Consider the following 23,047-nt stretch of genomic DNA (forward strand, 5'->3'; position numbering starts at 1 on the left):
CCGCAGCGCCGCCTGCCACACAGACGACACGGGTTACACCCAAGCCGGCGCTGCGGGCCCGCCCGGCGATAATGGCCCGACCCCGGACGGGCGGAACCTGCACCCCTCACTTCATATCGTCTAGACGCCCGGCATCCGCCGCGAACCGGCCCGTGAACTAGACGCTCAGGAAGTCGATAGCGCCCTGCTTGAACGCCCTGCTGGTGATCACGTTGCTGTGGTTCCGGCCCGGAATCAGCAGCTGCTCCACGAGGGCCCCTGACTTGGCGCCCAGTTCGGCGAGCTCGGGCATGGTGGCGGCGCGGTCGTCCTTTTCGCCGGCCACGAGCAGCATGGGCATGTGCGGGATGGCTTCGGCCGGGTCGAAGGGCTCGCCCTTGATCGCCTCCACGAGGGACAGCAGCGCAAAGATGTTGTTGCTGGGCAGCCCCTGGGCCATCTTCAGCAGGCCGGCAGTGGACTCGTCCGCGATGGGTGTGCCGTCCGCCAGGTAAAGCTGCGCGGCCAGCAGGTCAAAGGCGGCCAGCGGGTCCGCGATGTTGGGGCCCCCGAGCACCAGCCGGTGAACCAGTTCCGGCTGGGTGGCGCCGAATTCCCACGCGAGCCGGGACCCCAGGGAGTAGCCGATCACGTCGAGACCGCTGACCGGGTCACCGTCCCGCAAAGGACGGGCGCCGGCGTCGAACGCCACCTGCAGGAGGTCCGCCCGGATCCTGCTCGGGCTGTACGAGTCCATGTCCTCCGGGGCTCCACTGCGGCCGTGGCCGGGCAGGTCCACGGTGATGACGCGGCGGCCGGCTTCCAGCAGGGCGGCCAGCCAGCCGGTGTCCTGCCAGTTGAGCCTGGTGGAGGACGAAAATCCGTGCAGCAGCAGGACAGGGCGCAGCCCGGCGTCGGTCTCCGGCTCGTGCACCTCCACGTAAAGCTGGGGGTCGGTGCCCTCCACGGTGTGGTGGTGCTGCTCGCCGGTGTGCCTGCCGCTCATGGTGTCAGTCCTCATCAAGTACGGCGCTCAGGCGGACCCGGCGCTTCGGTGCCTCTTCCTTCGGGACCGTGCCCACGATGCCGGCGGTGTTGTCCGGCACCTCAAACACAATCAGGGGCTCGCCGACATTGATCTTGTCGCCGGGCCCACCGTGGATACGCACCACTTTACCTGCCTGCGGACTGGGCAGTTCAACGGCCGATTTGGTGGTTTCCACCTCGACGAGCGGCTGGTTCCGTTCCACCTGGTCACCCGGTGAAACCAGCCATTCCAGTACTGTCGCCTCGATCAGGCCTTCGCCGAGGTCGGGAAGCGGGAAGGAAATTTCAGCCACGGCGGTACTCCAATACTCGCTGGATGCCAAAGAGGATCCGGTCAATGTTCGGGATGTATTCGTCTTCGAGGTCGCCGGAGGGATACGGGACGTCAAAGCCGGTGATTCGCTCCACGGGAGCCTTGAGCGTGTCGAAGCAGCCCTGTGTGATCAGCTGGGCCACTTCGGCGCCCAGCCCCGAGGTCAGCGGCGCTTCATGGACGACGACGGCGCGCCGCGTCTTCCGCACGGACGCCGTCAGCGCCGCTTCGTCGATGGGCTTCAGCCAGCGAAGGTCCAGGACTTCAATGTCGATCCCGTCCTCGGCGGCGAGCTCGGCCACCTGCAGGCAGCGGGCCACCATGGCACCCCAGGCGACGAGGGTCAGGTGCCGGCCCTCGCGCATGACCTTGGCACCGGTGGGGGAGGCGCCGGTGCGGGAGCCGGACGGGTCCGCTGAGTCGAAGTTGACCTCGCCCTTCTGCCAGTAGCGGGACTTCGGCTCCATGAAGATCACCGGGTCCGGCCGGGTGGCCGCGTACCTGAGCAGGTGGTAGGCCTCGTGCGGGTTCGACGGCGAAACCACCTTGAGGCCCGGAACGTGGGCGAAGAGTGCCTCGAGGCTTTCGCCGTGGTGTTCGGGGGCGCGGATGCCACCGAAGCTGGGCACGCGCAGGGTGATGGGCATCGGCATGGTGCCCCGGCTGCGGTAGTTCATCCGGGCGATCTGGCAGACGATCTGGTTGATCGCCGGATAAGCGAAGCCGTCGAACTGGACCTCGGGGATCGGGTGGAAGCCGGCCATCGCCAGTCCCACGGACATGCCGAGGATCCCGGACTCGGCGAGCGGGGTGTCAAACACCCTGCCGGTTCCGTACTTCGCCTGGAGCCCGTCCGTAATGCGGAACACGCCGCCCAGCCGCCCGCAGTCCTCGCCGAAGATCAGCGTTTTCGGATTCCCGGCCAGGACCTCGTCAAGGGCGCGGTTCAGCGCCTGTTGCATGGAAAGCTGTTCGACTCCGCGGCGTGGAGTTCCATCGGCCATGGCGGCCTCGCTTTCAAGGATGGCGTTAGACATGTTCGGACTCCTCGCGCCAGTTGGCTGCCTGGGCCTGCAGTGCAGGCGTGGTTTCCTGGAAAACCAGGTCGAACATTTCGCCGCCGGGTCGGGAGCCGAGCGCCTGGATGCCGGCGCGGATTTCTTCCTCTTCGGCCTTGGCTGCTGCGAGGGCTTCGGCGAAGAAGGCCTCGTCAGCGACGCCGTCGGCGAGCAGCCGCTTCCGGAACCGTTCCAGCGGGTCCTCCCCGGCGCCGTCGCGCTCCTCGTTGAGGGAGCGGTAGCGGCCCGGATCATCTGAGGTGGAGTGTGGGCCGCGCCGGTAGGTCATGGCCTCGATCAGCACGGGGCCGTTCCCTGCCCGGCAGTGCGCGAAGGCGCTCCGGGTCGCTTCGACCACGGCGACGACGTCGTTGCCGTCAATCCGCAGCGCCGGGATGCCGTACCCGGCTGCGCGGGCGGCGACGGAGCCGCCTGCCACCTGGCGTGCGGTGGGGACTGAAATGGCCCAGCCGTTGTTCTGGACGAAGAAAACCACGGGAGCCTTCATGACTGCCGCGAAGTTCATGGCTTCATGGATATCGCCCTGGGAGGAGGCGCCGTCGCCGAAGTAGGTCATGGCCACGCCGAGCGTGGCGTCGGCGGTGCCGGCCAGCGTCTGGCCGTGGGCCCAGCCCACGGCGTGGAGCACGGAGCCGCCCACTACTGCCTGGATCGGCGCCAGCCGGGATTCCTGGGGATCGTAGAGCCCGCCGTGCCAGGTTGCCTTGTGCGTGGACATGTACGCCACCATGTCCACTCCCATGGCCCGGGCCACGCCCATTTCGCGGTAGGTGGGAAAGACGAAGTCGCGGGTGGTGTCCACGGCGTAGCCGCTTCCCACCTGCGCGGCCTCCTGGCCGAGTTCGGGCGCGTAGCCGGGGATGAGCCCCTGACGCTGCCAGGCGATGGCCGAGGTATCCAGGTGCCGGACGGCCACCATGAGCGAATACAGTTCGCGGAGCTGGCCGGCGGTCAGCGGCTCGGACGGAGGGCCGAACAGTTGCTCGGAGTGTGGTTCCGACGGCGGAACGGCGTGGTTGCCGGCGGTCGGGGAAAGCGGGGTATCCATAGCTGTGACCCTAGTCACCCCTGAAAGGCTGGGCAATCAGCTCAGAAATCACTGACCAAATTGCCGAAAGCTGCCATCAGTTGAGCCGAACCGCATAGCAATTTGCCTAATGGAATCGGGATTGGTCCGCAGGCCGTGGCACCCAACTAGGTAGCAGTAGATGTCGTTTTGCGCGCGCATAACGACATCTACTGCGACCTAGTTGGGCTGCGACTCGGCTGGGGTGCAGTTACGGGGTTGGGCTGCCTTGGCGCGATCCGGCGACCTTGGCGCCGATCCGGCACGATGCGGCAATCGCGGCGATCAGGATGATGGTGCTCACCAGCTGACGGCTGCTATCGGCGTTGCTGAAACCGACGGCGAAGATCAGGGCCAGCAGGACCAGCCCGAAGATCGTCAGGCCCGGGAAGCCCTTCATGCGGAGCGGAAGTTCAGTGCCGTCGCGGTCAGCCCGGCGGCGCAGGATCAGCTGCGAGACGAGGGCGGAGCCCCAGACCATGAGGCAGGTGGAGCCCACGAGCTGGAAGAGGGCCGGCAGGATCTGCTCCGGGAAGAGGAGCTCCAGCACGGCGGCAATGAAGCCGAAGGCCACGGACACACCGACGGCGACCATCGGCACCCTGGCCTTGTTCAGCTTCGAAAGGAAGCGCGGGGCTTCGCCGCGTTCGGACAGGGAGTAGATCATCCGGGAGGCGCCGTAGAGGTTCGCATTGAGTGCGGACAGCAGCGCAATGACGGCCACGAGGGTGATGGCTGTGCCGGCGCCGGGGATTCGGGCGGCATCGAGGACGCCGGCGAACGGCGACGCCAGGGATTCGGACGTGGCGGGCAGGACGGCCGCGATGACAAAGACGGAGCCGATGTAGAACACGAGGATCCTCCACACCACCGTGCGGATGGCCTGGCCCACGCTGTGGCGCGGGTTCTCGGTTTCAGCGGCCGCGACGCTCACGATCTCCGTGCCGCCGAAGGCGAAGATCACAACGAACAGCGCGGCGGCAATTCCGCCGAGGCCTTCGGGGGCGAAGTTTCCGGTCACGTTGGCCAGGCCCGGGCTCGCCACTTCCGGAAGCAGGCCCAGGAGCAGTGCGATGCCGACGCCCAGGAACAGCAGGATCGCGGCCACCTTGAGGATCGCGAACCAGAACTCAAACTCGCCGAAGTTGCTCACGCCCGCCAGGTTGATGGTGGTGAAGAGGGCCATGAACGCCAGGGCCAGGACCCAGACGGGAATAACCGGCCACACGGTGAAAAGCAGGCCGGCCGCGCCGAGGGCCTCGGCCGCGATCACCACTACCAGCTGCAGCCACCACAGCCAGCCCACTGTGGCCCCTGCGGTCCGGCCCATGGCCTTCTCGGCGTAGACGGAAAAGGCGCCACTGTTCGGGTTGGCGGCGGCCATTTCGCCCAGGGCCCACATCACCAGGATGATCAGTGTGCCGGCTACGAGGTAGGAGATCAGTACGGCAGGCCCCGCGGCCTGGACGCCTGCTCCCGAGCCGAGGAAGAGGCCGGCGCCAATGGCGCTTCCCAGCCCCATCATGGTGAGCTGGCGGGGTTTCATGCTGTGCCCGAGACTTGTGGTGGGGCGCACTGCCGTGGACTTCATTGTCATGCTTGCGAACCTTCTTGTGGTCGGTGGTGTGGTCCTTTTGGGACAACTTGAATTTACCGCCCCCGCACGGCTCTTCGCGCACCGTTCATGAGAGCATGGTGGCAGTTTGCAGGTACGTCGTCGTTTTATTCGGTGATTTGTGACCTGGCCGGCCAGCGTGGAAGGAAATTCGATGAATGTGGACGCGGTGGACGCCAAAATTGTCCGGTTCTTCACGGATTCGCCCAGGGCCTCGGTGCTTGAAGCCTCGCGGGTTTTGAAGATCGCCCGTGCCACCGTCCAGTCGCGGCTGGACCGGATGACCGCGGGCGGGGTCATCGGGTCGTGGGTGCCCCAGCCGGATCCGGCCCACTTCGGCTACCCGGTGGTGGCGTTCTGTTCCCTCACTATCAACCAGGACCTGGGGCATGATGCGGTGGTCGAAGCGTTGGCCCGCATCCCCGAACTGATCGAGATCCATACCGTGTCCGGCAGTTCGGACCTGATGGCCCGGATCGCGGCCAGGTCCAACCCCGACCTGCAGCGCGTCCTGGATGCCATGATCGCCACCAGGACGGTGTTGAGGTCCTCGTCCGTGATTGTCTTGAACACGCACTTCGAGGGCCGGACACTGCCGCTGCTCGAAGCGGCCGCCGCAATGTGACCTGAAACATTTTGCCTACGGGCCCGGCAGCCGTACCATTAGTTCTAGTCAGTTTGACTATAACTAACCAAGGCGCCCGGCAGGCGGGTGCCTGATGAAGCCCAGAGGCGCCGCCGGGCGCGAGGAAAGCGGGGTGAACCGCCGTGTACACAAGCTCAGCCAACGTCGCCGAGCGGCAGGCCGCACCGCCGTCGCTGGCCATTTCCACGGTGATCTTCGCCCTCCGCCCCAGCGAGAAGTCCGGCCGCCCCACCCTGTGGATCCCGTTGGTGCGCCGGATCCGCGAACCGTTCAAAGGACTGTGGGCACTGCCCGGAGGCCCGCTGACCCACGCCGAATCCCTGCAGGACGCGGCGTCGCGGAACCTGCGGGAAACCACCGGTCTGGCGCCCAGCTACTTGGAGCAGCTTTACGCCTTCGGCGGGCTCCACCGCTCTCCGACGCAGCGCGTGGTGTCCATCGTGTACTGGGCCCTGGTGCAGCCCACGGAAGCAGCGCTCGCCGACGAGTCCGAAAACGTCAGGTGGTTCCGTGCGGACCGCCTGGGAGACCTGGCGTTCGACCACAACCCGATCGTGGACTACGCCCTCTGGCGCCTGCGGAACAAGCTGGCCTACGGCTCCGTTGCCTACCACCTGCTGGGGGAGTACTTCACCCTCGCCCAGGTCCGGGAAGTCTACGAAGCGGTCCTGGACCGCGAACTGGACCCCGCCAATTTCCGCCGGCAACTCAAGTCCACGCCGGAGATCGAAGAAACCGGCGACTACCTGCAGGGCGGCAAGCACCGCCCTCCCCGCCTCTACCGCTTTACCGGCCGCCCCGGCCTTGACCCAGATAACAGGAGCACACCATGAGCAGCGTCAACACAGCAATCCAGTTGATCACTCGCGAACAGGCCGAACAGAAAGCTCTGGGTCTGGCGACCGGAGCCGCCGCCACCTGCAGCCCGGCACTGGCCCGCGGACCATGGGACTACGATCTCGCCGAGGCCCTCGCCGGTGTGCCCGCATACGGCCCGGGTGCCTCGAGCACCGATGTTGCCCCTGCCGCCACCCCGCGCCAGGGCCAGCTGCCCGAGGAATACAAAAAGGCCAGCGACGCCGAACTGGACGCACGCATCCGGGCGGCCAAGGCCACTTTGGGGGACAAAGCCGTCATCCTCGGCCACTTCTACCAGCGGGACGAGGTCATTGAGTACGCCGACTTCGTGGGCGACTCCTTCCAGCTGGCCAATGCCGCACTGACCAAACCGGACGCCGAGGCCATCATCTTCTGCGGCGTGCACTTCATGGCGGAAACCGCGGACATCCTGTCCAAGCCTGACCAGGCCGTCATCCTGCCGAACCTCGCCGCCGGCTGCTCGATGGCGGACATGGCAGACATCGATTCCGTGACCGAATGCTGGGAGCAGCTCGAAGAGCTTTACGGCACCGAGCCCGACGCCGACGGCCGGGTTCCGGTCATCCCTGTCACTTACATGAACTCCTCCGCCGCCCTCAAGGGCTTCTGCGGGGAGCACGGCGGCATCGTCTGCACGTCATCCAACGCCGCCACCGTCCTTGAATGGGCCTTCCAGCGCGGCCAGCGGGTCCTGTTCTTCCCCGACCAGCACCTGGGCCGCAACACTGCCAAGGCCATGGGCGTGCCGATGGCGCAGATGCCCATGTGGAACCCGCGCAAGGACCTCGGCGGCAACGACGAACAGACCCTGCTCAATTCCCGCGTGATCCTCTGGCACGGTTTCTGCTCGGTGCACAAGCGCTTCAACGTGGCCCAGATCGAGAAGGCCCGCGCCGACTTCCCCGGCGTCAACGTGATCGTCCACCCTGAATGCCCCATGGAAGTTGTGGACGCCGCCGATTCCGCCGGATCCACCGACTTCATCAAGAAGGCCATCGCCGCCGCCACGGAACCCACCACGTTTGCCATCGGCACCGAGATCAACATGGTCAATCGGCTGGCAGCGGAGTACCCCCAGCACACCATCTTCTGCCTGGACCCGGTGATCTGCCCGTGCTCCACCATGTACCGGATCCACCCGGGCTACCTCGCCTGGGTGCTGGAAGCGCTGGTCAATGGCGAAACCCTGAACCGCATCACCGTGGATCACGACGTTGCCGCTCCGGCGCGGGTGGCCCTCGAGCGGATGCTGGCGGCGCGGCCGTGACCAGGGCCGGTGTGGACCGGCCGACCGCGGCCGACAGCGGTGCGACCCGCAACGGCGGCACCGCTCCTCGCCGACTCGTGGTGGTGGGCAGCGGCATCGCCGGGCTGTACGCGGCTTTGCTGGCGGCCGACGCCGACGGAGGCGCCCCGGCGGAGGTGGTCCTGCTGAGCAAGGGGCAGCTGGAACACAGCAATACGTTCTACGCGCAGGGCGGCGTGTCCGCCGTGCTGGAACCCGGCGAGGCCGCCCCCGGCGACTCCGTGGAGGCCCATGTCGCAGACACGCTGGCAGCCGGCGCCGGACTGAACAACAGGGAAGCCGTGCGGATCCTCTGCACGGAAGCAGCACAGGACATCGCAGGGCTGCGGCGGTACGGAGTCACCTTCGACGCCGATGCGCAGGGGGACACCGCGCTGGGGCTGGAGGCTGCCCATTCAGCGCCGCGCATCCTGCACGCCGGCGGGGACGCCACCGGCGCCCGTATTGCCCGCGGCCTGATCGCCGCCGTCCTGGAACGCGCCGTGTCCGGCCGGCTCCGGCTGGAAACCGGCGCGTTCGTCACGGAGCTGACGACGGCGGGCGGCCGGGTGACCGGGGTTGAGTACCTTCAGAACGGCGAACTCAAGAGCCTGGAGGCCGCGGGCGTGCTGCTCGCCACCGGCGGCGCCGGCAGGATCTTCGCCCGCACCAGCAACCCCGCCGTTGCCACGGCGGACGGACTGGCGCTCGCCTGGCGTGCAGGCGCCGCGGTGGGCGACCTTGAATTCTTCCAGTTCCACCCCACCACCATGGCCATGCGCGAGACGGCAGGAGGGCCGCCGCCACTGCTGGTTTCCGAAGCTGTCCGCGGCGAAGGCGCGGTACTCCTCGACGCCGACGGGCACCGCTTCATGCCGGACTACCATCCCGACGCCGAGCTTGCCCCGCGCGACGTCGTCTCCCGCAGCATCGCGCTGCACCTTGCCCGCACCGGGGCTCCCGCGGACAGCCCGGTGTTCCTGGACGCCCGGGGGATAGAGGCCGCCAGAGGCTCCGGCTTCCTGGCGCGGCGCTTTCCCACCATCAACGCCGCCACGCGGGCGGCAGGCTACGACTGGACCGCCGAACCACTCCCGGTGTCCCCGGCAGCCCATTACTGGATGGGCGGGGTGTCAACCGACCTGGCCGGACGAACCTCCGTCCCGGGCCTGTACGCAGCAGGCGAGGTGGCCTGCACCGGCGCCCAGGGCGCCAACAGGCTGGCCAGCAATTCGCTCCTCGAAGGATTGGTATTCGGCCGGCGCGCCGTTGAGGCCTTCCTTGGTGACGACCCGTCGGTTGGGGCGGGTTGGGTGTCGCCTGCGGGCGTTCCTCCGCGTGCTGCCTCGGCCGCGGGCGGCCTCACCTTGACGCACGCTTCCGGAACACCCGCAGTCGACGACGGACAGCTCGCTTCGGGTGGCAGTTCGGAAACGCACCAGAACGACGCGACCGAGTGGGGGATTGTTGAGTCCGAGTCCGGGCCGTTTTCTCGTGACGCTCTGGGGCGGTTGATGACGAGTGCTGCCGGGGTGTTGCGCACCGGGCCGGAACTCGATGCCGCAGCCGCGCAGCTTGCCGTCTGGACGGACTCGATCGGCTCCACTGAAGCCCGGGACCCGCGGGAGTACGAGGACCGCAACCTGCTGCTGGCCGCCCGGCTGCTTGTGGACGCCGCCCGGAACCGGACGGTATCCGTGGGCGCGCATTACCGGGCCGATACGGACCACGCGTCAGCCCCCACCCATTCCATGCAAAGGATTTCCTCATGACCACCACCGCCCAGGAAACGCCGGCCCTGACGGCCGTTGAGCTCACCGGCAGCCTTCCCGAAGCCGCCGTGCTGGGTGTGCTGCGGGCTGCGCTCGCCGAGGATGCTCCGTACGGTGACATCACCTCCCAGGTCCTCATCCCGGCGGAAGCACGCGCGACGGCGGTGCTCAACGCCCGTGTCCCGGGTGTCCTGAGCGGGGGAACCGTGTTCGCCGCCGCCATGAAACTCACGGACCCGGACGCCGTCGTCGAGGTGCTCGTGGCGGACGGCGAAAGGTTCGGCGCCGGGACGGCGCTCGCCAGGGTCACCGGCAACGCCCGGGCAGTCCTGCTGGCGGAACGCGTAGGACTGAACCTGGTCCAGCGGATGAGTGCCATCGCCACAAAAACCGCCGAATTCGTGGACCTCGTCCAGGGGACCAAGGCCAGGATCACGGACACACGGAAGACGACGCCGGGCCTGCGCGTGCTGGAGCGCTACGCCGTTCGCTGCGGAGGCGGTGCCAACCACCGCTTCAGCCTGTCGGACGCCGTGCTGGCCAAGGACAACCACCTCGCGGTCATCACCGGAGGGGACCCGGCGAAACTCACGGCGGTGCTCAGGGCGGCCAGGGCCCAGCTCGGCCACACCACCCACTTCGAGGTTGAAGTGGACCGCATGGACCAGGTGGAGCCGGTCCTCGCCGCCGGGGTGGACACCATCATGCTGGACAACTTCACGCTCGAGGAGCTGGCTGCCGGCGTGGCCCTGGTCGGCGGACGGGCCCGGGTGGAGGCCAGCGGCAACGTCAACCTCCAAACGGTGGCCGCTATCGCCGCCACCGGCGTGGACGTCATCTCGATCGGCGGCCTCACCCACAGCGTCATCGCCCTTGACCTGGGCCTCGACGTTGAGCTGACGGTCGGCTGACCCGCCATGATTTTCCTGGACGCAGCGGCCACCACGCCGGTCCGCCGCGAGGTACTGGAAGCCATGTGGCCCTACCTCACCGGCGACTTCGGGAACCCGTCGAGCCATCACTCGCTCGGCGAGTCCGCCGCGGCGGCGCTCGCCGGCGCCCGGACGGACGCCGGCAAGGTGCTGAACTGCCGGCCGGCAGAGATCACCTTCACGTCCGGCGGCACCGAGGCGGACAACCTTGCTGTCAAGGGCATTGCCCTGGCCAGGCAGGCAGCCGACCCGACCCTGAACCGTGTGGTGATCAGCGCCGTCGAACATCCCGCGGTTGAGGAATCGGCGCGGTACCTCGAACGGTTCCACGGTTTTGCCGTTGATGTCGTCCCGGTGGACGGCTTCGGGCAGGTCACGCCGGAGGCCCTCTCCGCCGTGCTCCGGCCGGAGACGGCGCTGGTCAGCATCATGTACGCGAACAACGAAGTGGGAACTGTCCAGCCGGTCCGGCAGCTCGCGGCCCTCAGCCGTGAACACGGCATTCCATTCCACACCGACGCGGTCCAGGCCGCGGGCTGGCTCCCGCTGGACACGAAACTGCTGGGCGTGGACGCCATGAGCATCTCCGGGCACAAACTGGGCGCACCGAAAGGCAACGGGGCGCTGTTCGTGCGGAGCCGCACCCGGCTTGAACCGCTCCTCCATGGCGGCGGGCAGGAACGCGGCCGCCGCTCGGGGACCGAGAATGTTGCCGGCGTCGTGGCATTGGCCACCGCACTGTCGCTGGTCCGCCCCGACCAGGGCCTGCCTGCGCAGGTTGCCGCCCTGCGGGACGACTTCATCCGGGAGGTCCTGGCCGGCGTTCCCGGCGCACAACTGACGGGTCACCCCCAGAACCGGCTGCCGTCGGTGGCTTCGTTCTGTTTTCCCGGAACCAGCGGGGAGTCTGTGCTCCTTGAGTTGGAGCGGCAGGGCGTGGTCTGCTCCAGCGGGTCGGCCTGCGCGGCCGGATCCGACGCTGCCTCGCCGGTGCTGCTGGCGATGGGCATTCCGGCCGAAGTCGCCCAGACCGCCGTTCGGTTCAGCTTTGATGCCACAGTGACGGGGGCGGAACTGCAGGAAGCGGCAGCAGCCGTTCGTAACGCCGTCGGCAGCGTGCTGGCGCTCGGCATCCGCTAGGCGTCACCTCGCTGGGCGTCAGCGGTGCCGTGCGCGGCGGAAAATCCAGTGCCGCAACAGGGCAAACCGCACGGCCGTGGCCAGGAACCCGGACAGCGTGGTGGTCCACAGCTCGTCTGACATCGTGGCGTCGGGATTGAGCCAGTGCAGCACGCCAAGGCTGCCGCCCGTGATCACCAGCGCAATCACGATGACAACCAGTCCGCTGAGATGGTCCCTGGCGATTTTTCCGCGTCCGGCGATCCTGAACGTGAGGCGCCGGTTCAGGGCAGTGTTCATCACCGAGGTAATGATCAGCGCTGCGGCATTGGACAGCTGGGGTCCCAGCCAGGGCCGCAGCAGGGCATACAGGGCAAGCGATGTCACCGTGCACACGATGCCTACGCCGGTGAACCGGAGGAGCTGCCGGACTGCGGGAAAACGAAGGATGCCCGGGTAGTGCTTCGTGGCGGGGAAGCGCCGGAGGGCAGCTCCGGGAGCGGGGGCATCGGGCATGTGGACGCCGGAACCGGGCTGTTGCGTCAGCGGGGCCGCGGTCGCAGCAGGTGACTCCATCCAGCAAGCCTGCCATACGGCAGCGCCGATTCCCGTCAGGCTGAGGCCCTCACCGGGTTCGTCAGTTCGCCGATTCCCTCCACCCGGCACGTGACGGTGTCTCCGGGGTGAAGCCGCGCGCTTTCGGCGGGGAACCCCGTGAGGACGAGGTCGCCGGGGTGCAGCGTCATGAAGGACGTCAGATAGACCAGGATTTCGTCTACGTCCCAGCCGAGGTCCGCTGAGCTGGCATGCCGGAGATCCTTGCCGTTGTGGACGATACCGATGGAAAGCGCGCCGCTGTCCAGGCCCGTCACGATCCACGGTCCCGCCGGCGTGAACGTGTCCTGGCTCTTGGCGCTGATCCACAGGTCGTCCGTTTTCTGCAGCTCGCGGGCCGTGACGTCGTTGCCAACGGTAAAGCCGAGGACGGCTGTCCGTGCATTTTCCAGGGTCAATCCGCGTGCCCGGCGCCCGACGACGATAGTCAGTTCCGCTTCCGGGTCCACATGCCCCACGCCCGGCGCGAGTTCGATCGCATCGCCCGGTCCCACCACGCTGGTGGCCGCCTTGTGGAACGCCTGGGGCGGAAGGTCCCGGCCCGCCTGGCCGGTGTTGTGGGCCATGCCCAGGACGTTGGCCGGAACGCTGGGCGCAAGGAAGATGAATGAGTCTTCGCCAACCGTGGATCCGTGCTGCCAGCCTGTCCGCGGAGGAGCCCCGGCGTTCGCCAGGGACCCGGGGAACGGGCTATCGATTACCGTCCAGACCTTTCCCGCATCGCTGGCAAAATCCTGGGCGTCATTGGCCACGAAGAACTGTTCCAGCTCCGAGGCAGGGGAGTGCGGACGGACTCGGGCAATTCGGCGCGTTTGCATGGCGGTCATCATGACATCCTACGTCCTGTCCGGCGCTTGGGTGCAGTGTGTCGTCCGCAAGCTGCCGGCACAAATCTGAGCCGTTAGGCGAGGGCGGCAGATCCGAATGCCACACTGAACCTGTCGCACCAAAGCACCACGGTGTCCAGCCCGCTGAGGTCCGTTCCCGGCGGGACGGCGTAGTTCTGGTTGCCGTGGGTTGCCTTGACTGGGCCGAGATCCAGGAACCTGCCGGAACGGTACTTGAACCAGTCTCCGCCTGCCTCGCGGTCGCTGAGCCACACTTTGACGTCGGGGCCGTCGCTGCTGGCAAGGTTCTCGAGTCTGACCACATGCGAACCGTCAGGCAGTTGCACCAGGCTCGCGCTGCCTGAGGTGGGATGTTCCTGGGACTGGAACGGCCCTGTGGCCAGAACATTGGGCAGTGCGGCTGCCGTAGCAGCGGGCGGCGTCGAAGCGGCTGGCGTCGAAACGGCCGGCGTCGAAGCGGCTGGCGTCGAACCGGCCGGTGAAGTGGCGGCAGGGCCCGGCGTCAAGGGTTCATCGATCGAGCTGCTGGTGAACAGCCGCCATGGCTGGAACAGTCCCATGCCCGCAACAAGCGACACCAGGAAAGCCGCGGAGGCCAAGGCCAGGAGGGTACGTCGTCGGGTTTTTACCATAGTCAAAGGCTAAATGCGGTGCGAGCGTGGCGTCCCGCGGTTTTTCTTACGGTTCCCTATCGGCGCGGGAGCGTGTCAGTAAAGTTCGCCCACGGGGATCTCTACGGCCAGCCGGTTGGACGGACCCGCCAGCGGGCACGCCCAGGCTTCGTTGTAGGCGCAGGACGGGTTGTACGCGAAGTTGAAGTCCAGGATGAATTCGGCGTCGGGACCGGATCCCAGGACTCCGTGGAAGGCTCCCTTGATCGTGTCCAGGAGGTAGCGCCCGGCGCCGTAGCTGCCGCCGGGCTGGCCCGCCGTCGCATCCCGGAACGGCACGAAGATGCCGCCGCCGTAACCGTGCAGCTTCCAGACGGCCAGCTGGCCCATCTCCGGCAGGTCGAAGGTGCCCAGCCGCACAAACCTGACAACGCCGTCGGTCGCGGTCTCGACGTTCATTTCGCGGCCCGCGCCCTCTTTTGTCAGGGGCACGTGGAACCGGTAGATGGGGTCGTAATCGGCGGTCCGCAGTCCGCTGAACGTAGCCTTGTCCGCTGCAGTGAGGGCGGAGGCAGGGTGGGTGCCGAACATCCGGTCCCGTTCCTGGCGCCAATACGAGTGAGCCTCGGCGGGGCTGTCCGCGGCGATTCTGCGGACGTCCTGGTACATGGCGAACGTCCGGACCCGCCAGTCGGCAATGTCCAGGGCCGAGATGTCCGCCACGCTGTCCTGGTCCGCGTCAAAGTGCTGTTCCGCCATGTCCCCAGCGTATCCCTCTTTGCGGGCGGGAAACCCCGCACGCAAGAGTAACGCCGCCCGCGGCGGCGGGCGCGGATGCAACAACACTCCGTCCGGAACGCGGGGGCTCCGGCGGCGGCGCGGCTACGCTTGCCTCATGACAGGCAAGGCAGTGGCCCGGAGGGCCCGGTTTGGCACGGCGCTGATCGTTGTTGCCGCGGTGATGTCCGGCTGCAGCGGCGACGGCAAGGGCGAACCCGCCTGGACGGCGGGCAGCAGTCCAACGGAAAGCGCGACGCCGGCGGGCACCCCGTCGGCGTCGGCAGCGGGAACAACTCCCGGAGCCTCCGCCACGGGTACGGAATCCGCGCCCCCCGGCGCGACGGCGTCGGCATGGAAGGTCTTCTCCGATTCCGCCAAGAACGTCAGCTTTGAACTGCCCCAGGACTGGATCGCGCAGTCAGTCACGCCGGACCAGGGGACGCTTCCGGGCGCCCTCAAGATCGAGGTCAAGGATGCCAATGGCAACTACCTGGCCACACTGCAGACCGGCCTGACATCGCCGTCCGCCGTCCCCTGCGCTGAGGCCGACCGGAAGCCGTATGTTGTGGTCAGCAGCGTCCCCGTGGACCTGCCGCACCGTGAGGGCGAGGGCCTCATTGCCCCGCATGTGGTGTTCCGTGTCATTCAGGGATACAGGTTCTTCGGCTCTTACGGCATCACCAACGTGGTGGGAGGAAGCGACGGCAGGGCCTGCGCCCTCCAGAACATCGTCCGCGGACCCGAAGGCAAAGGGGACGTCTCGTTCGGTGACCTGACCGCACTGAAGACCTTCGCGACCGACGAGAAAGTGGCCCCCGCCAAGGCGTTCGATACCCTGGACCTGGCTGCCAAGTACGTCAACGAGGGGTCCGAATTCGCGAATGTCCAGCGGATGCTAATGTCTCTGAAGATCAAAAGTTAGTCCCGCCGCCCTCCTGTAAACCCAACCGGCCGGCACTGGGGACTGTTCTGCCGCTACCTCACACCCGGAGATACATGGAACGCAGCGTAGCCGCCCGGCTCGTCTTCAAAACCGTAGCTGAAACCAAAGTCGCACTGGCGGTTTCCGTAGCCAGGAACCCGGGGTATTCGTCCCTCGTTGAAACCCTTTCGGTGACGTCCGGGGCGGACCAGGTTCCCGTCACGGAACTGTCCGACCATCATGGTGGGCGCTTCCACTACATGGAGTTCGCGGAACCCACGGAGGTGACGGTGGAGTACACGGCTGCCGTCTCCGGACTGGCGGTTCCGGAAGAGCCGAACCGCATGGAGCTCATCCGCTACGTCCGGCCCAGCCGCTACGCGGAGTCCGACAGGCTGCTCCCCACGGCCTATGCGGAATTTGGCGGGGCCCAGGGCGAAGAGCTTCTGCATGCTGTGCGCAACTGGGTCTTCAGCGAGCTCCGCTATGTCAGCGGCTCCTCCCGCGGGACCGACGGAGCGGTGGAGACACTCCTGCACCGCCGCGGCGTGTGCCGGGACTTTGCGCACCTGGCCATCGCCCTGCTGCGGTCCAAGGACATCCCGACAAGGCTCGTGGCCGTCTATGCACCCGGGCTTAGCCCGATGGATTTCCACGCTGTGGCCGAGGCCTACATCAACGGTGCCTGGTACGTCATCGACCCCACCGGCCTCGCCCCGCGTGAGAGCATGCTGAGGATCACCGCCGGCAGGGACTCCTCGGACACGGCCTTCCTGTCCACCGTGGGCGGAAGCCTGTCCCTGAGGGAGCTTCGCGTTACGGCCGTGGTGGACGGCGACTTGCCCGTGGAGGATCCCACGAAGCTCGTCGCCATCACCTGAGGCACTGCCCCGTACCTCTTATCGCCCTGTCACGGCGCCGCGCAGTTTTTCGGTGAGCCGCAGCAGCTCGCGCTGTTCGCTGGCGGTCAGCGCCGGAGTAATCAGGGCGGAGATGTCGCGTACGTGCTCCCGCCCGATCTGCTTTTGCAGGTCCCGGCCGGCGTCCGTCAGCTTCAGCAGGACACCCCGGCCGTCCTGGGGTGCCGGCATCCGCTCCAGCAGTCCGCGCTTTTCCAGTCTCTCCACGAGCCTGCTGAGGCTGGATTGGCTGAGCAGCACGTTGTCGTTCAGCTCGTTCAGGCGCAGCCAGCCGGAGGGGCAGCGGGAGAGCGTGAACAGGACGTCGTATTCATTGACCGCCAGTTCCTTGAAGGCAGGGCCGGACTGCAGCCTGCGCATCACCGCCACCTGGGCGCGGAACAGCGATTCCCAGGTTTCGGCGGCGAGCCGTACAGGCGACCCGCCTGGCTGGGCGGCCATCAGGCGTCCTGCGCCGTCGGCTTGCTCAGGGTGTCCTCCTGCACCTGGGCAGCCATCCGCGCTGCCACCCGCCCTGCATGCGTGGGCGGTTCCGGTACATGGGCGGGCGTGAGGGCCGCGTACTCCTTGCGCAGCACCGGCAGGACTTCCTCGCCGAACAGGTCCAGTTGTTCCAGCACGGTCTTCAGCGGCAGGCCCGCGTGGTCAATCAGGAAGAGCTGGCGCTGGTAGTCGCCGAAGTACTCACGGAACGTGAGGGTCTTTTCGATGACCTCCTGCGGGCTGCCGACGGTCAGGGGTGTCTGCGACGTGAAATCCTCCAGTGAGGGGCCGTGGCCGTAGACGGGCGCATTGTCGAAGTAGGGGCGGAACTCCTTCACGGCCTCCTGGGAGTTCTTGCGCATGAAGAACTGTCCGCCCAGTCCTACGATGGCCTGGTCGGCCTTGCCGTGGCCGTAGTGCTCGTAGCGTTCGCGGTAGAGGCTGATCAGCTGCTGGTAGTGCTCCTTGGGCCAGAAGATGTTGTTGGCGAAGAATCCGTCGCCGTAGTACGCGGCCACTTCCGCAATCTGCGGAGTGCGGATGGAGCCGTGCCACACGAAGGGGGCCACGCCGTCGAGCGGGCGCGGAGTGGAGGTGAAGTTCTGCAGCGGCGTGCGGTGCTTGCCGGACCAGTTCACCGTGTCTTCATCCCAGAGTTTGCGCAACAGGCTGTAGTTCTCGATGGCCAGCTCGATGCCGTCCTGGATGTTCTTGCCGAACCAGGGGTAGACCGGGGCCGTGTTGCCGCGCCCCATGACCAGGTCCACGCGGCCGTCGGCCAGGTGCTGCAGCATCGCAAAGTCTTCGGCGATCTTCACTGGGTCGTTGGTGGTGATCAGCGTGGTGGCAGTGGACAGGATGATGCGTTCTGTCTGCGCCGCGATGTACGCCAGCGTGGTGGTGGGGGAGGAGGAGAAGAAAGGCCGGTTGTGGTGCTCGCCGATGGCGTAGACGTCCATACCGATCTCTTCGACTTTTTTGGCGATGGCCACGGACGCCTTGATGCGCTCGTGTTCCGTGGGCGTGCGGCCCGTGGTGGGATCAGTGGTGATGTCACTGACACTGAATACGCCGATCTGCATGATGTGCCTTTCCGATTTCCGAACTGTTCCGGGTCTTGTTCCAGTGTAGCCGATTTACATGCATTTGCATCTATCGGTGAGTGTAACGTCCGGCCCGCCAGGATATTCCCGCGCGGTTAAGCAGCAGTGCCCGTACCACCGGGGCGGCACGGGCACTGCTTTTCATAGGGCACTGCTATTTTTCGGGCGGTGTCATGATTGAGCCGCTGATGCTATTCGGGCTCTCCGGCCGCAGCCCGGCGGCCGGAGACCTTGGGAACCGTCCCCGTTGTCCAGTCGACGAACTCTGCGTCGACGTCAACCGCCGGCCCGAAATCAGGGCGTTCGTGCATCGCGCGGAGCAGGGCCTTCCTCTCCCGGCGCCCCTCCACCAGCCGGTACAGCACCGGTACCAGGACCAGCGTGAGTGCGGTTGAGGAGATCAGGCCGCCGATCACCACGATGGCCAGCGGCTGGGAGATGAAGCCGCCGCCGCCGGTCAGTCCCAGCGCCATGGGCGTCAGTGCGAAGACGGTGGCCAGGGCGGTCATCAGGATGGGACGGAGGCGCTGCCGCGCGCCGTGCGTGATGGCGTCGGCCACGTTCATCCCCGGCGAGTTTATTCCGGAAGGGCCGGTCCGCGGCTGCCGGTACTGGTTGATGAGGTCGATCAGGACGATTGCGTTGGTCACCACAATGCCCACCAGCATCAGCATGCCGATCAGTGACGGCAGGCCTAGAGGCACCCTGGTTACCAGGAGCAGCGCGATCGCCCCGGTCGCCGCAAACGGGACGGACACCAGGAGGATCAACGGCTGGATGAGCGACTTGAAGGCGGCCACCATGATCACGTACACAATGGCGATGGCGGCAAGCAGGGCCAGGCCCAGCTGCTGGAATGACTCCGTCTGCTGGGTGGTGGCCCCGCCGATCTCTGCCGTGACGCCCGCGGGAAGCCCAACCCCCTTGAGCCGGTTCTGCACCTCTGCGCTGACCTCGCCGAGGTTGGCGCCCGACGGTGTGACGGAGACGCGGGCGGTGCGCTGGCCGTTGCTGGCGGTGATGGAAACCGGGATGTCCACTTGCTCCACGGAGGCAATGCTTCCCAGCGTCACGGCTCCGCCGGACGTGGGAAGCGGAATGTTCCGCACGGCGCTGACGCTCGTGAAGCGGGTGCCCTCGCCGATCTGAACCGGGAAGTCATTGGTGTCGATCCGCACGGTACCAGCCGGAATCGGGCTGATGGTGGAAGCCAGGACGCCCGCCACCTGTTCCTCGTTCAGGCCGGCGGCGACTGCCTTGGCACGGTCCACCTTGACCTGCACCACGGGCTGGCTGGCTGCCAGATTGGTGGCAACCTCCGTGCTGCCGGGTACGCCCTCCATCGCCTTGACCATGGCATCGCTCGCAGCGCGGAGGTCCGCAGAGTTGGCGGCCTTGAGCGTGATGTCCACGGTGGACGTGGTGCCGAACCCGCCCTGCTGGGAGCCGACGGAGATCTGGCCCGCATCGCTGATCCTGGCCAGTTCGGTGCGGACGGTCTCCTGGAGCCGGGCCTGGTTGGCTTTCTCCTCGGTGACAACGGTGAACGAGGAGTTCGAGGCACCGCTGGAGGTCAGCGCGGTGAAGCCGGTCTGTGCGTTGCCCGAGGTGACCTGGACGTCCTTGATGCCGTCGATGCTCCGCAGTACTTCTTCGACCTTCACGGCGGCCGCGCTTGTGTCCGTCAGGCTGGTTCCCGCCGGCAGGACCTGGCGGACCGTCATGCTGTTCTCACCGGACCTGCCCAGCAGGTCGGTGGCGAGCAGCGGTGTCATGGCAGCCGTTCCGCCGAGGACCAGGACCGCCGCGATGAGGGTCACCACAGGATGCTTCTGCGTCTTGTTGAGGATCGGCAGGTAGCCGCGCTGCAGTCGGCTGCGCTGCTCTGCCTCATGCGCCTTGGCGGCGGCTTCCCGGGCGGCCCCGGCGGACAGTGCGGCGCCGGCACTGCCGGCGGGTGTCTTGAGGAACCAGTAAGCCAGAACGGGAACGATGGTGAGCGACACCAGCAGTGACGAAAGCAGCGCGATGGTCACCGTCAGGGCGAAGGGCCGGAACAGCTCGCCGGCCAGCTCGCCGACGAAGGCGATGGGAAGGAAGACAGCCACGGTAGTCAGTGTGGATGCCGTGATGGCGCCGGCCACTTCACGGATGGAGGTGAGGATGGCCTCAAGTTTCGCTTCGCCGTAGCTGAGGTGGCGCTTGATGTTCTCGATCACCACAATCGAGTCATCCACCACGCGTCCGATCGCTATGGTGAGCGCTCCGAGGGTCAGGAGGTTCAGGGAGTATCCGGTCGCGGACAGTCCGATGAACGTGATGAGCAGGGACAGCGGGATGGAGACGGCCGTGACCAGCGTGGACCGCACGGACATCAGGAACACCAGGATCACTGCCACAGCAAATCCGAGGCCCAGCAGGCCTTCGGTGGTCAGGTCCTTGATGGACTTCTCGATGAACGGGGCCTGGTCGAACACCGGGGTGAACTTGGCGTTCGATCCAAGCTCCGCTTCGAGCTGGCCGATGGAATCCTTCACCGCGTGCGAGATGGCCACGGTGTCGCCTTCGGGCTTTTTCGTCACGGACAAGGCAAGCGTTTCCTTGCCGTTGGTCCGCGTAATCGACGTCCGGACGTCGTCCTTGATGCTGACATCGGCCACGCTGCCGATCGTGGCGGCGTCCTTGGCGCCGCCGAGCGGCAGGGCCTTGACGGCGTCCAGGGAGTCCACCGGGCTGCCGATCTGCAACGAAAGCGTCTTGCCCTGTTCCTCGATGGTGCCCGCCGGAATCAGGGCCCCGTTGTTCTTCAACGCATTGCTGATGGACTGGATGGTGGCACCCTTGGCGGCCATGGCCTCAGGGCGGGGAAGGATCTGGATGCGCTGGGTGGCGCCGCCGGTGACGTCGGCGCCCCTGACGCCGTCGAGCTTCTGAAGGCGGGGGACGCTGAGGCGCTGGAGGTCGGCGTTCAGCTCACTGAGCGGCTTGTCGGACGAGACCGCCAGGAACACGATCGGGAAATCGCTGATGCTGCCGGCGATGGCCTGCGGCTGGACGTCATCCGGCAGCGCGCGCTTGGCGTTGGAGATGGCACGGTCGATCTGGTTCCGTGCACGGTCCAGGTTTGTCCCGTACGTGAACACCATGGTGATTTGCGAGACGCCCGTGCGGGAGGTGGACGACGTCGACTCCAGCCCCTCGACACCGTTCAGTGCGGTTTCGAGGGGCCCGCTCACCTGTTTGTCCACGACTTCCGGTGACGCCCCGGGCATGGACGAGATGACCGTGATCTGCGGAAACTCGATGGAAGGGATGAGTTCCTGCTTCAGCGAGGACATGGTGATCACGCCGAACACCGACGCGAAGACGGTGATCAGCGCGATCAGGGCCCTGTTTGCCAGCGAAAGTTTTGCCAGCCGGTACATCTCATCGTCTCCTGGTGGGTTATCGGACTTGTGGTTGGGTGTGAAACCTGCCGTAACCCGAACAGGGCGTCAGCTGGAGGGTGCGTCCACGGCCGCCAGCTGGAGGGTCTTGGCAGTTTCTGCCTCCAGCTTTGCGGCCAGTTCCGGGTTGTCGTTGAGCTTGACGCCGTAGCCTGGCATCATCTCCTTGAGCTTCGACTGCCAGCTCCCGAAGTTCTTCGGGAAGGACTTCTGGAGCAGTTCGATCATGATGGGAACAGCGGTTGACGCTCCCGGGGAGGCCCCAAGCAATGCGCCGATGGAACCGTCGCGGGCCGCGATCACTTCAGTGCCGAACTGCAGGACACCACCCTTCTTCGGATCCTTCTTGATGATCTGAACACGCTGGCCGGCGGTGATGAGTTCCCAGTCGCCGTCTTTTGCTTCCGGGTAGTACTCGCGAAGGGCCTCCACCTTGTCGCCGTGGCGCTTGGCGACTTCCTTGACCAGGTAGGCGGTCAGGTCCATATTGTCCTTGGCCACAGCCAGCATCGGGATGATGTTGCTAGGGCGGATGGACAGCGGCAGGTCCAGGTACGATCCGTTTTTCAGGAAGTTGGTGGAGAATCCTGCGTACGGTCCGAACAGCAGGGAGCGCTTGCCGTTGACGTAGCGGGTGTCGAGGTGCGGGACGGACATGGGCGGGGCTCCGACGGATGCCTGGCCGTAGACCTTGGCGCTGTGCTGGGCGGAGAGTGCCTCATCGGTGCAGCGGAAGAACTGGCCGGAGACCGGGAAGCCGCCGTAGCCCTTGCTCTCCGGAATTCCGGAAGCCTGCAGCAGGTGGAGGGCGCCGCCGCCGGCGCCGACGAATACGAACTTCGCGCGGATGTTGCCGTGCTCGCCGGACTTCTTGTGCTTGAGCGTGAGGTCCCATCCTCCGCCCGGGGCGCGGCGGATGCCGTTGACGTCGTGGCCGTAGTTGATCTCGACGCCGTTGTTGCCCAGGTAGGTGGTCAGCTCGCGGGTCAGCGCGCCGAAGTCGACGTCGGTTCCCTCGGCTGCGCGGGTAGCGGCGATCCGCTGCTTGGCGTCGCGGCCCTTGACGATCAGGGGCGCCCACTTGGAAATCTGGGCGTGGTCCTCGGAGTACTCCATGGAACGGAAGAGGGTGTTCGGCTTCAGTGCCTCATACCGGGTCTTCAGGAAGTCCGCGTTGGCTTCCCCGATCACGAAGCTCATGTGCGGGACCGTGTTGATGAAGCCCTTGGGGGACCCGATGAGGGAGTTGCTGACCAGGTGGGACCAGAACTGGCGGGACAGCTGGAACTGCTCGTTGATGTGCAGCGCCTTGGAGGGGTCAACCGAGCCGTCTTTGGCTGCGGGAGAGTAATTAAGCTCACACAGGGCGGCGTGGCCGGTTCCTGCGTTGTTCCACGGGCCTGAGCTTTCCAGGCCGGCTTCGTCGAGCCGTTCGAACAGCGAGACGGTCCAGTTCGGTTCGAGCTGCTTGATGAACGCACCCAGCGTGGCGCTCATAATGCCGCCGCCAATCAGGACGACGTCGGCATGTTGGGTCTTGGAAATGAAAGTCACAATGAGTCTCCGATAGCAGCGGCTCTGGCTGTC

21 protein-coding genes are annotated in these 23,047 nt (G+C 66.5%); 8 read left to right on the plus strand and 13 right to left on the minus strand.

Features of this window, described 5'->3' with window-relative positions:
• Positions 1-157: 157 nt before the first annotated feature.
• From CXQ91_RS18370 to CXQ91_RS18390, 5 genes are all read right to left on the minus strand, one after another.
• Positions 158-985, minus strand: a complete 828-nt coding sequence (locus tag CXQ91_RS18370) for an alpha/beta fold hydrolase (RefSeq protein WP_104175341.1) — start codon at positions 983-985, stop codon at positions 158-160.
• A gap of 4 nt (positions 986-989) precedes the next feature.
• Entirely contained in the window at positions 990-1,319 is a 330-nt protein-coding gene (locus tag CXQ91_RS18375) for a biotin/lipoyl-containing protein (RefSeq protein WP_043482513.1), read from the minus strand.
• On the minus strand, positions 1,312-2,376 hold the full coding sequence (locus CXQ91_RS18380; protein WP_104175342.1) for an alpha-ketoacid dehydrogenase subunit beta: 1,065 nt from the start codon (positions 2,374-2,376) through the stop codon (positions 1,312-1,314). Before CXQ91_RS18380 ends, CXQ91_RS18375 begins: the two co-directional genes overlap by 8 nt.
• Complete coding sequence (locus CXQ91_RS18385; protein WP_258074124.1) at positions 2,369-3,337, minus strand: thiamine pyrophosphate-dependent enzyme; 969 nt, start codon at positions 3,335-3,337, stop codon at positions 2,369-2,371. Before CXQ91_RS18385 ends, CXQ91_RS18380 begins: the two co-directional genes overlap by 8 nt.
• A gap of 358 nt (positions 3,338-3,695) precedes the next feature.
• Positions 3,696-5,081, minus strand: a complete 1,386-nt coding sequence (locus CXQ91_RS18390; protein ID WP_104175343.1) for an amino acid permease — start codon at positions 5,079-5,081, stop codon at positions 3,696-3,698.
• Between the two features lie 172 nt (positions 5,082-5,253).
• Here CXQ91_RS18390 and CXQ91_RS18395 point away from each other — a divergent pair, with 172 nt between their 5' ends.
• The 6 genes from CXQ91_RS18395 (at position 5,254) to CXQ91_RS18420 (ending at position 11,753) form a co-directional block, all read left to right on the plus strand.
• The gene (locus tag CXQ91_RS18395; RefSeq protein ID WP_104175344.1) at positions 5,254-5,724 is read left to right on the plus strand and encodes an Lrp/AsnC family transcriptional regulator; all 471 of its coding nucleotides are present in this window, start codon (positions 5,254-5,256) and stop codon (positions 5,722-5,724) included.
• Between the two features lie 143 nt (positions 5,725-5,867).
• A complete protein-coding gene (locus CXQ91_RS18400) occupies positions 5,868-6,578 on the plus strand; it encodes an NUDIX domain-containing protein (protein ID WP_104175345.1) in 711 nt (236 codons plus the stop codon).
• On the plus strand, positions 6,575-7,891 hold the full coding sequence (nadA, locus tag CXQ91_RS18405) for a quinolinate synthase NadA (protein WP_104175346.1): 1,317 nt from the start codon (positions 6,575-6,577) through the stop codon (positions 7,889-7,891). Before CXQ91_RS18400 ends, nadA begins: the two co-directional genes overlap by 4 nt.
• A gap of 11 nt (positions 7,892-7,902) precedes the next feature.
• Positions 7,903-9,681, plus strand: coding sequence for an FAD-binding protein (locus CXQ91_RS18410; RefSeq protein ID WP_104175426.1), 1,779 nt, complete (start codon positions 7,903-7,905; stop codon positions 9,679-9,681).
• Positions 9,678-10,592: a carboxylating nicotinate-nucleotide diphosphorylase gene (gene nadC / locus CXQ91_RS18415; RefSeq protein ID WP_104175347.1), complete on the plus strand. Its 915-nt coding sequence runs from the start codon at positions 9,678-9,680 to the stop codon at positions 10,590-10,592. Before CXQ91_RS18410 ends, nadC begins: the two co-directional genes overlap by 4 nt.
• A 6-nt stretch (positions 10,593-10,598) precedes the next feature.
• On the plus strand, positions 10,599-11,753 hold the full coding sequence (locus CXQ91_RS18420) for a cysteine desulfurase family protein (protein ID WP_104175348.1): 1,155 nt from the start codon (positions 10,599-10,601) through the stop codon (positions 11,751-11,753).
• 18 nt (positions 11,754-11,771) lie between these two features.
• Here the strand turns inward: CXQ91_RS18420 and CXQ91_RS18425 are convergent, their stop codons facing one another.
• The 4 genes from CXQ91_RS18425 to CXQ91_RS18440 form a co-directional block, all read right to left on the minus strand.
• Positions 11,772-12,308 carry a GtrA family protein gene (locus CXQ91_RS18425; RefSeq protein WP_104175349.1) on the minus strand — a complete coding sequence of 179 codons (537 nt, stop codon included), beginning with the start codon at positions 12,306-12,308 and terminating at the stop codon, positions 11,772-11,774.
• A 35-nt stretch (positions 12,309-12,343) separates the two neighbouring features.
• On the minus strand, positions 12,344-13,174 hold the full coding sequence (locus CXQ91_RS18430) for a fumarylacetoacetate hydrolase family protein (RefSeq protein ID WP_104175350.1): 831 nt from the start codon (positions 13,172-13,174) through the stop codon (positions 12,344-12,346).
• A 74-nt stretch (positions 13,175-13,248) separates the two neighbouring features.
• Positions 13,249-13,827: a DM13 domain-containing protein gene (locus tag CXQ91_RS18435; RefSeq protein WP_104175351.1), complete on the minus strand. Its 579-nt coding sequence runs from the start codon at positions 13,825-13,827 to the stop codon at positions 13,249-13,251.
• A 75-nt stretch (positions 13,828-13,902) separates the two neighbouring features.
• Positions 13,903-14,565 (minus strand): DUF1684 domain-containing protein, encoded by a 663-nt coding sequence (locus tag CXQ91_RS18440; RefSeq protein ID WP_104175352.1) that lies wholly within the window; start codon positions 14,563-14,565, stop codon positions 13,903-13,905.
• Positions 14,566-14,701: 136 nt separating this feature from the next.
• Here CXQ91_RS18440 and CXQ91_RS18445 point away from each other — a divergent pair, with 136 nt between their 5' ends.
• Positions 14,702-15,508 carry a hypothetical protein gene (locus tag CXQ91_RS18445; RefSeq protein ID WP_104175353.1) on the plus strand — a complete coding sequence of 269 codons (807 nt, stop codon included), beginning with the start codon at positions 14,702-14,704 and terminating at the stop codon, positions 15,506-15,508.
• A gap of 74 nt (positions 15,509-15,582) precedes the next feature.
• Complete coding sequence (locus CXQ91_RS18450) at positions 15,583-16,389, plus strand: transglutaminase family protein (RefSeq protein WP_104175354.1); 807 nt, start codon at positions 15,583-15,585, stop codon at positions 16,387-16,389.
• A gap of 18 nt (positions 16,390-16,407) precedes the next feature.
• Here CXQ91_RS18450 and CXQ91_RS18455 read toward each other — a convergent pair whose 3' ends face one another.
• The 4 genes from CXQ91_RS18455 to CXQ91_RS18470 all read right to left on the minus strand — a co-directional run bounded on the left by CXQ91_RS18455 (position 16,408) and on the right by CXQ91_RS18470 (position 23,014).
• Complete coding sequence (locus CXQ91_RS18455) at positions 16,408-16,869, minus strand: MarR family winged helix-turn-helix transcriptional regulator (protein ID WP_104175355.1); 462 nt, start codon at positions 16,867-16,869, stop codon at positions 16,408-16,410.
• On the minus strand, positions 16,869-17,993 hold the full coding sequence (locus tag CXQ91_RS18460) for an LLM class flavin-dependent oxidoreductase (RefSeq protein ID WP_104175356.1): 1,125 nt from the start codon (positions 17,991-17,993) through the stop codon (positions 16,869-16,871). Before CXQ91_RS18460 ends, CXQ91_RS18455 begins: the two co-directional genes overlap by 1 nt.
• 212 nt (positions 17,994-18,205) lie before the next feature.
• A complete protein-coding gene (locus tag CXQ91_RS18465; protein ID WP_104175357.1) occupies positions 18,206-21,439 on the minus strand; it encodes an efflux RND transporter permease subunit in 3,234 nt (1,077 codons plus the stop codon).
• Between the two features lie 69 nt (positions 21,440-21,508).
• On the minus strand, positions 21,509-23,014 hold the full coding sequence (locus CXQ91_RS18470) for a malate:quinone oxidoreductase (protein ID WP_104175358.1): 1,506 nt from the start codon (positions 23,012-23,014) through the stop codon (positions 21,509-21,511).
• Positions 23,015-23,047 lie beyond the last annotated feature (33 nt).

The sequence above is a fragment of the Arthrobacter sp. Y81 genome, from assembly GCF_002929335.1.
GTDB lineage: Bacteria > Actinomycetota > Actinomycetes > Actinomycetales > Micrococcaceae > Arthrobacter.

Coding starts and splice junctions, on each gene's coding strand:
- CXQ91_RS18370 (WP_104175341.1), bottom strand. CDS start 985: ATGAGCGGCAGGCACACCGGCGAGCAGCACCACCACACCGTGGAGGGC.
- CXQ91_RS18380 (WP_104175342.1), bottom strand. CDS start 2,376: ATGTCTAACGCCATCCTTGAAAGCGAGGCCGCCATGGCCGATGGAACT.
- CXQ91_RS18385 (WP_258074124.1), bottom strand. CDS start 3,337: ATGGTGGCCGTCCGGCACCTGGATACCTCGGCCATCGCCTGGCAGCGT.
- CXQ91_RS18390 (WP_104175343.1), bottom strand. CDS start 5,081: ATGACAATGAAGTCCACGGCAGTGCGCCCCACCACAAGTCTCGGGCAC.
- CXQ91_RS18395 (WP_104175344.1), top strand. CDS start 5,254: ATGAATGTGGACGCGGTGGACGCCAAAATTGTCCGGTTCTTCACGGAT.
- nadA (WP_104175346.1), top strand. CDS start 6,575: ATGAGCAGCGTCAACACAGCAATCCAGTTGATCACTCGCGAACAGGCC.
- nadC (WP_104175347.1), top strand. CDS start 9,678: ATGACCACCACCGCCCAGGAAACGCCGGCCCTGACGGCCGTTGAGCTC.
- CXQ91_RS18420 (WP_104175348.1), top strand. CDS start 10,599: ATGATTTTCCTGGACGCAGCGGCCACCACGCCGGTCCGCCGCGAGGTA.
- CXQ91_RS18425 (WP_104175349.1), bottom strand. CDS start 12,308: ATGGAGTCACCTGCTGCGACCGCGGCCCCGCTGACGCAACAGCCCGGT.
- CXQ91_RS18430 (WP_104175350.1), bottom strand. CDS start 13,174: ATGACCGCCATGCAAACGCGCCGAATTGCCCGAGTCCGTCCGCACTCC.
- CXQ91_RS18435 (WP_104175351.1), bottom strand. CDS start 13,827: ATGGTAAAAACCCGACGACGTACCCTCCTGGCCTTGGCCTCCGCGGCT.
- CXQ91_RS18440 (WP_104175352.1), bottom strand. CDS start 14,565: ATGGCGGAACAGCACTTTGACGCGGACCAGGACAGCGTGGCGGACATC.
- CXQ91_RS18445 (WP_104175353.1), top strand. CDS start 14,702: ATGACAGGCAAGGCAGTGGCCCGGAGGGCCCGGTTTGGCACGGCGCTG.
- CXQ91_RS18450 (WP_104175354.1), top strand. CDS start 15,583: ATGGAACGCAGCGTAGCCGCCCGGCTCGTCTTCAAAACCGTAGCTGAA.
- CXQ91_RS18455 (WP_104175355.1), bottom strand. CDS start 16,869: ATGGCCGCCCAGCCAGGCGGGTCGCCTGTACGGCTCGCCGCCGAAACC.
- CXQ91_RS18460 (WP_104175356.1), bottom strand. CDS start 17,993: ATGCAGATCGGCGTATTCAGTGTCAGTGACATCACCACTGATCCCACC.
- CXQ91_RS18465 (WP_104175357.1), bottom strand. CDS start 21,439: ATGTACCGGCTGGCAAAACTTTCGCTGGCAAACAGGGCCCTGATCGCG.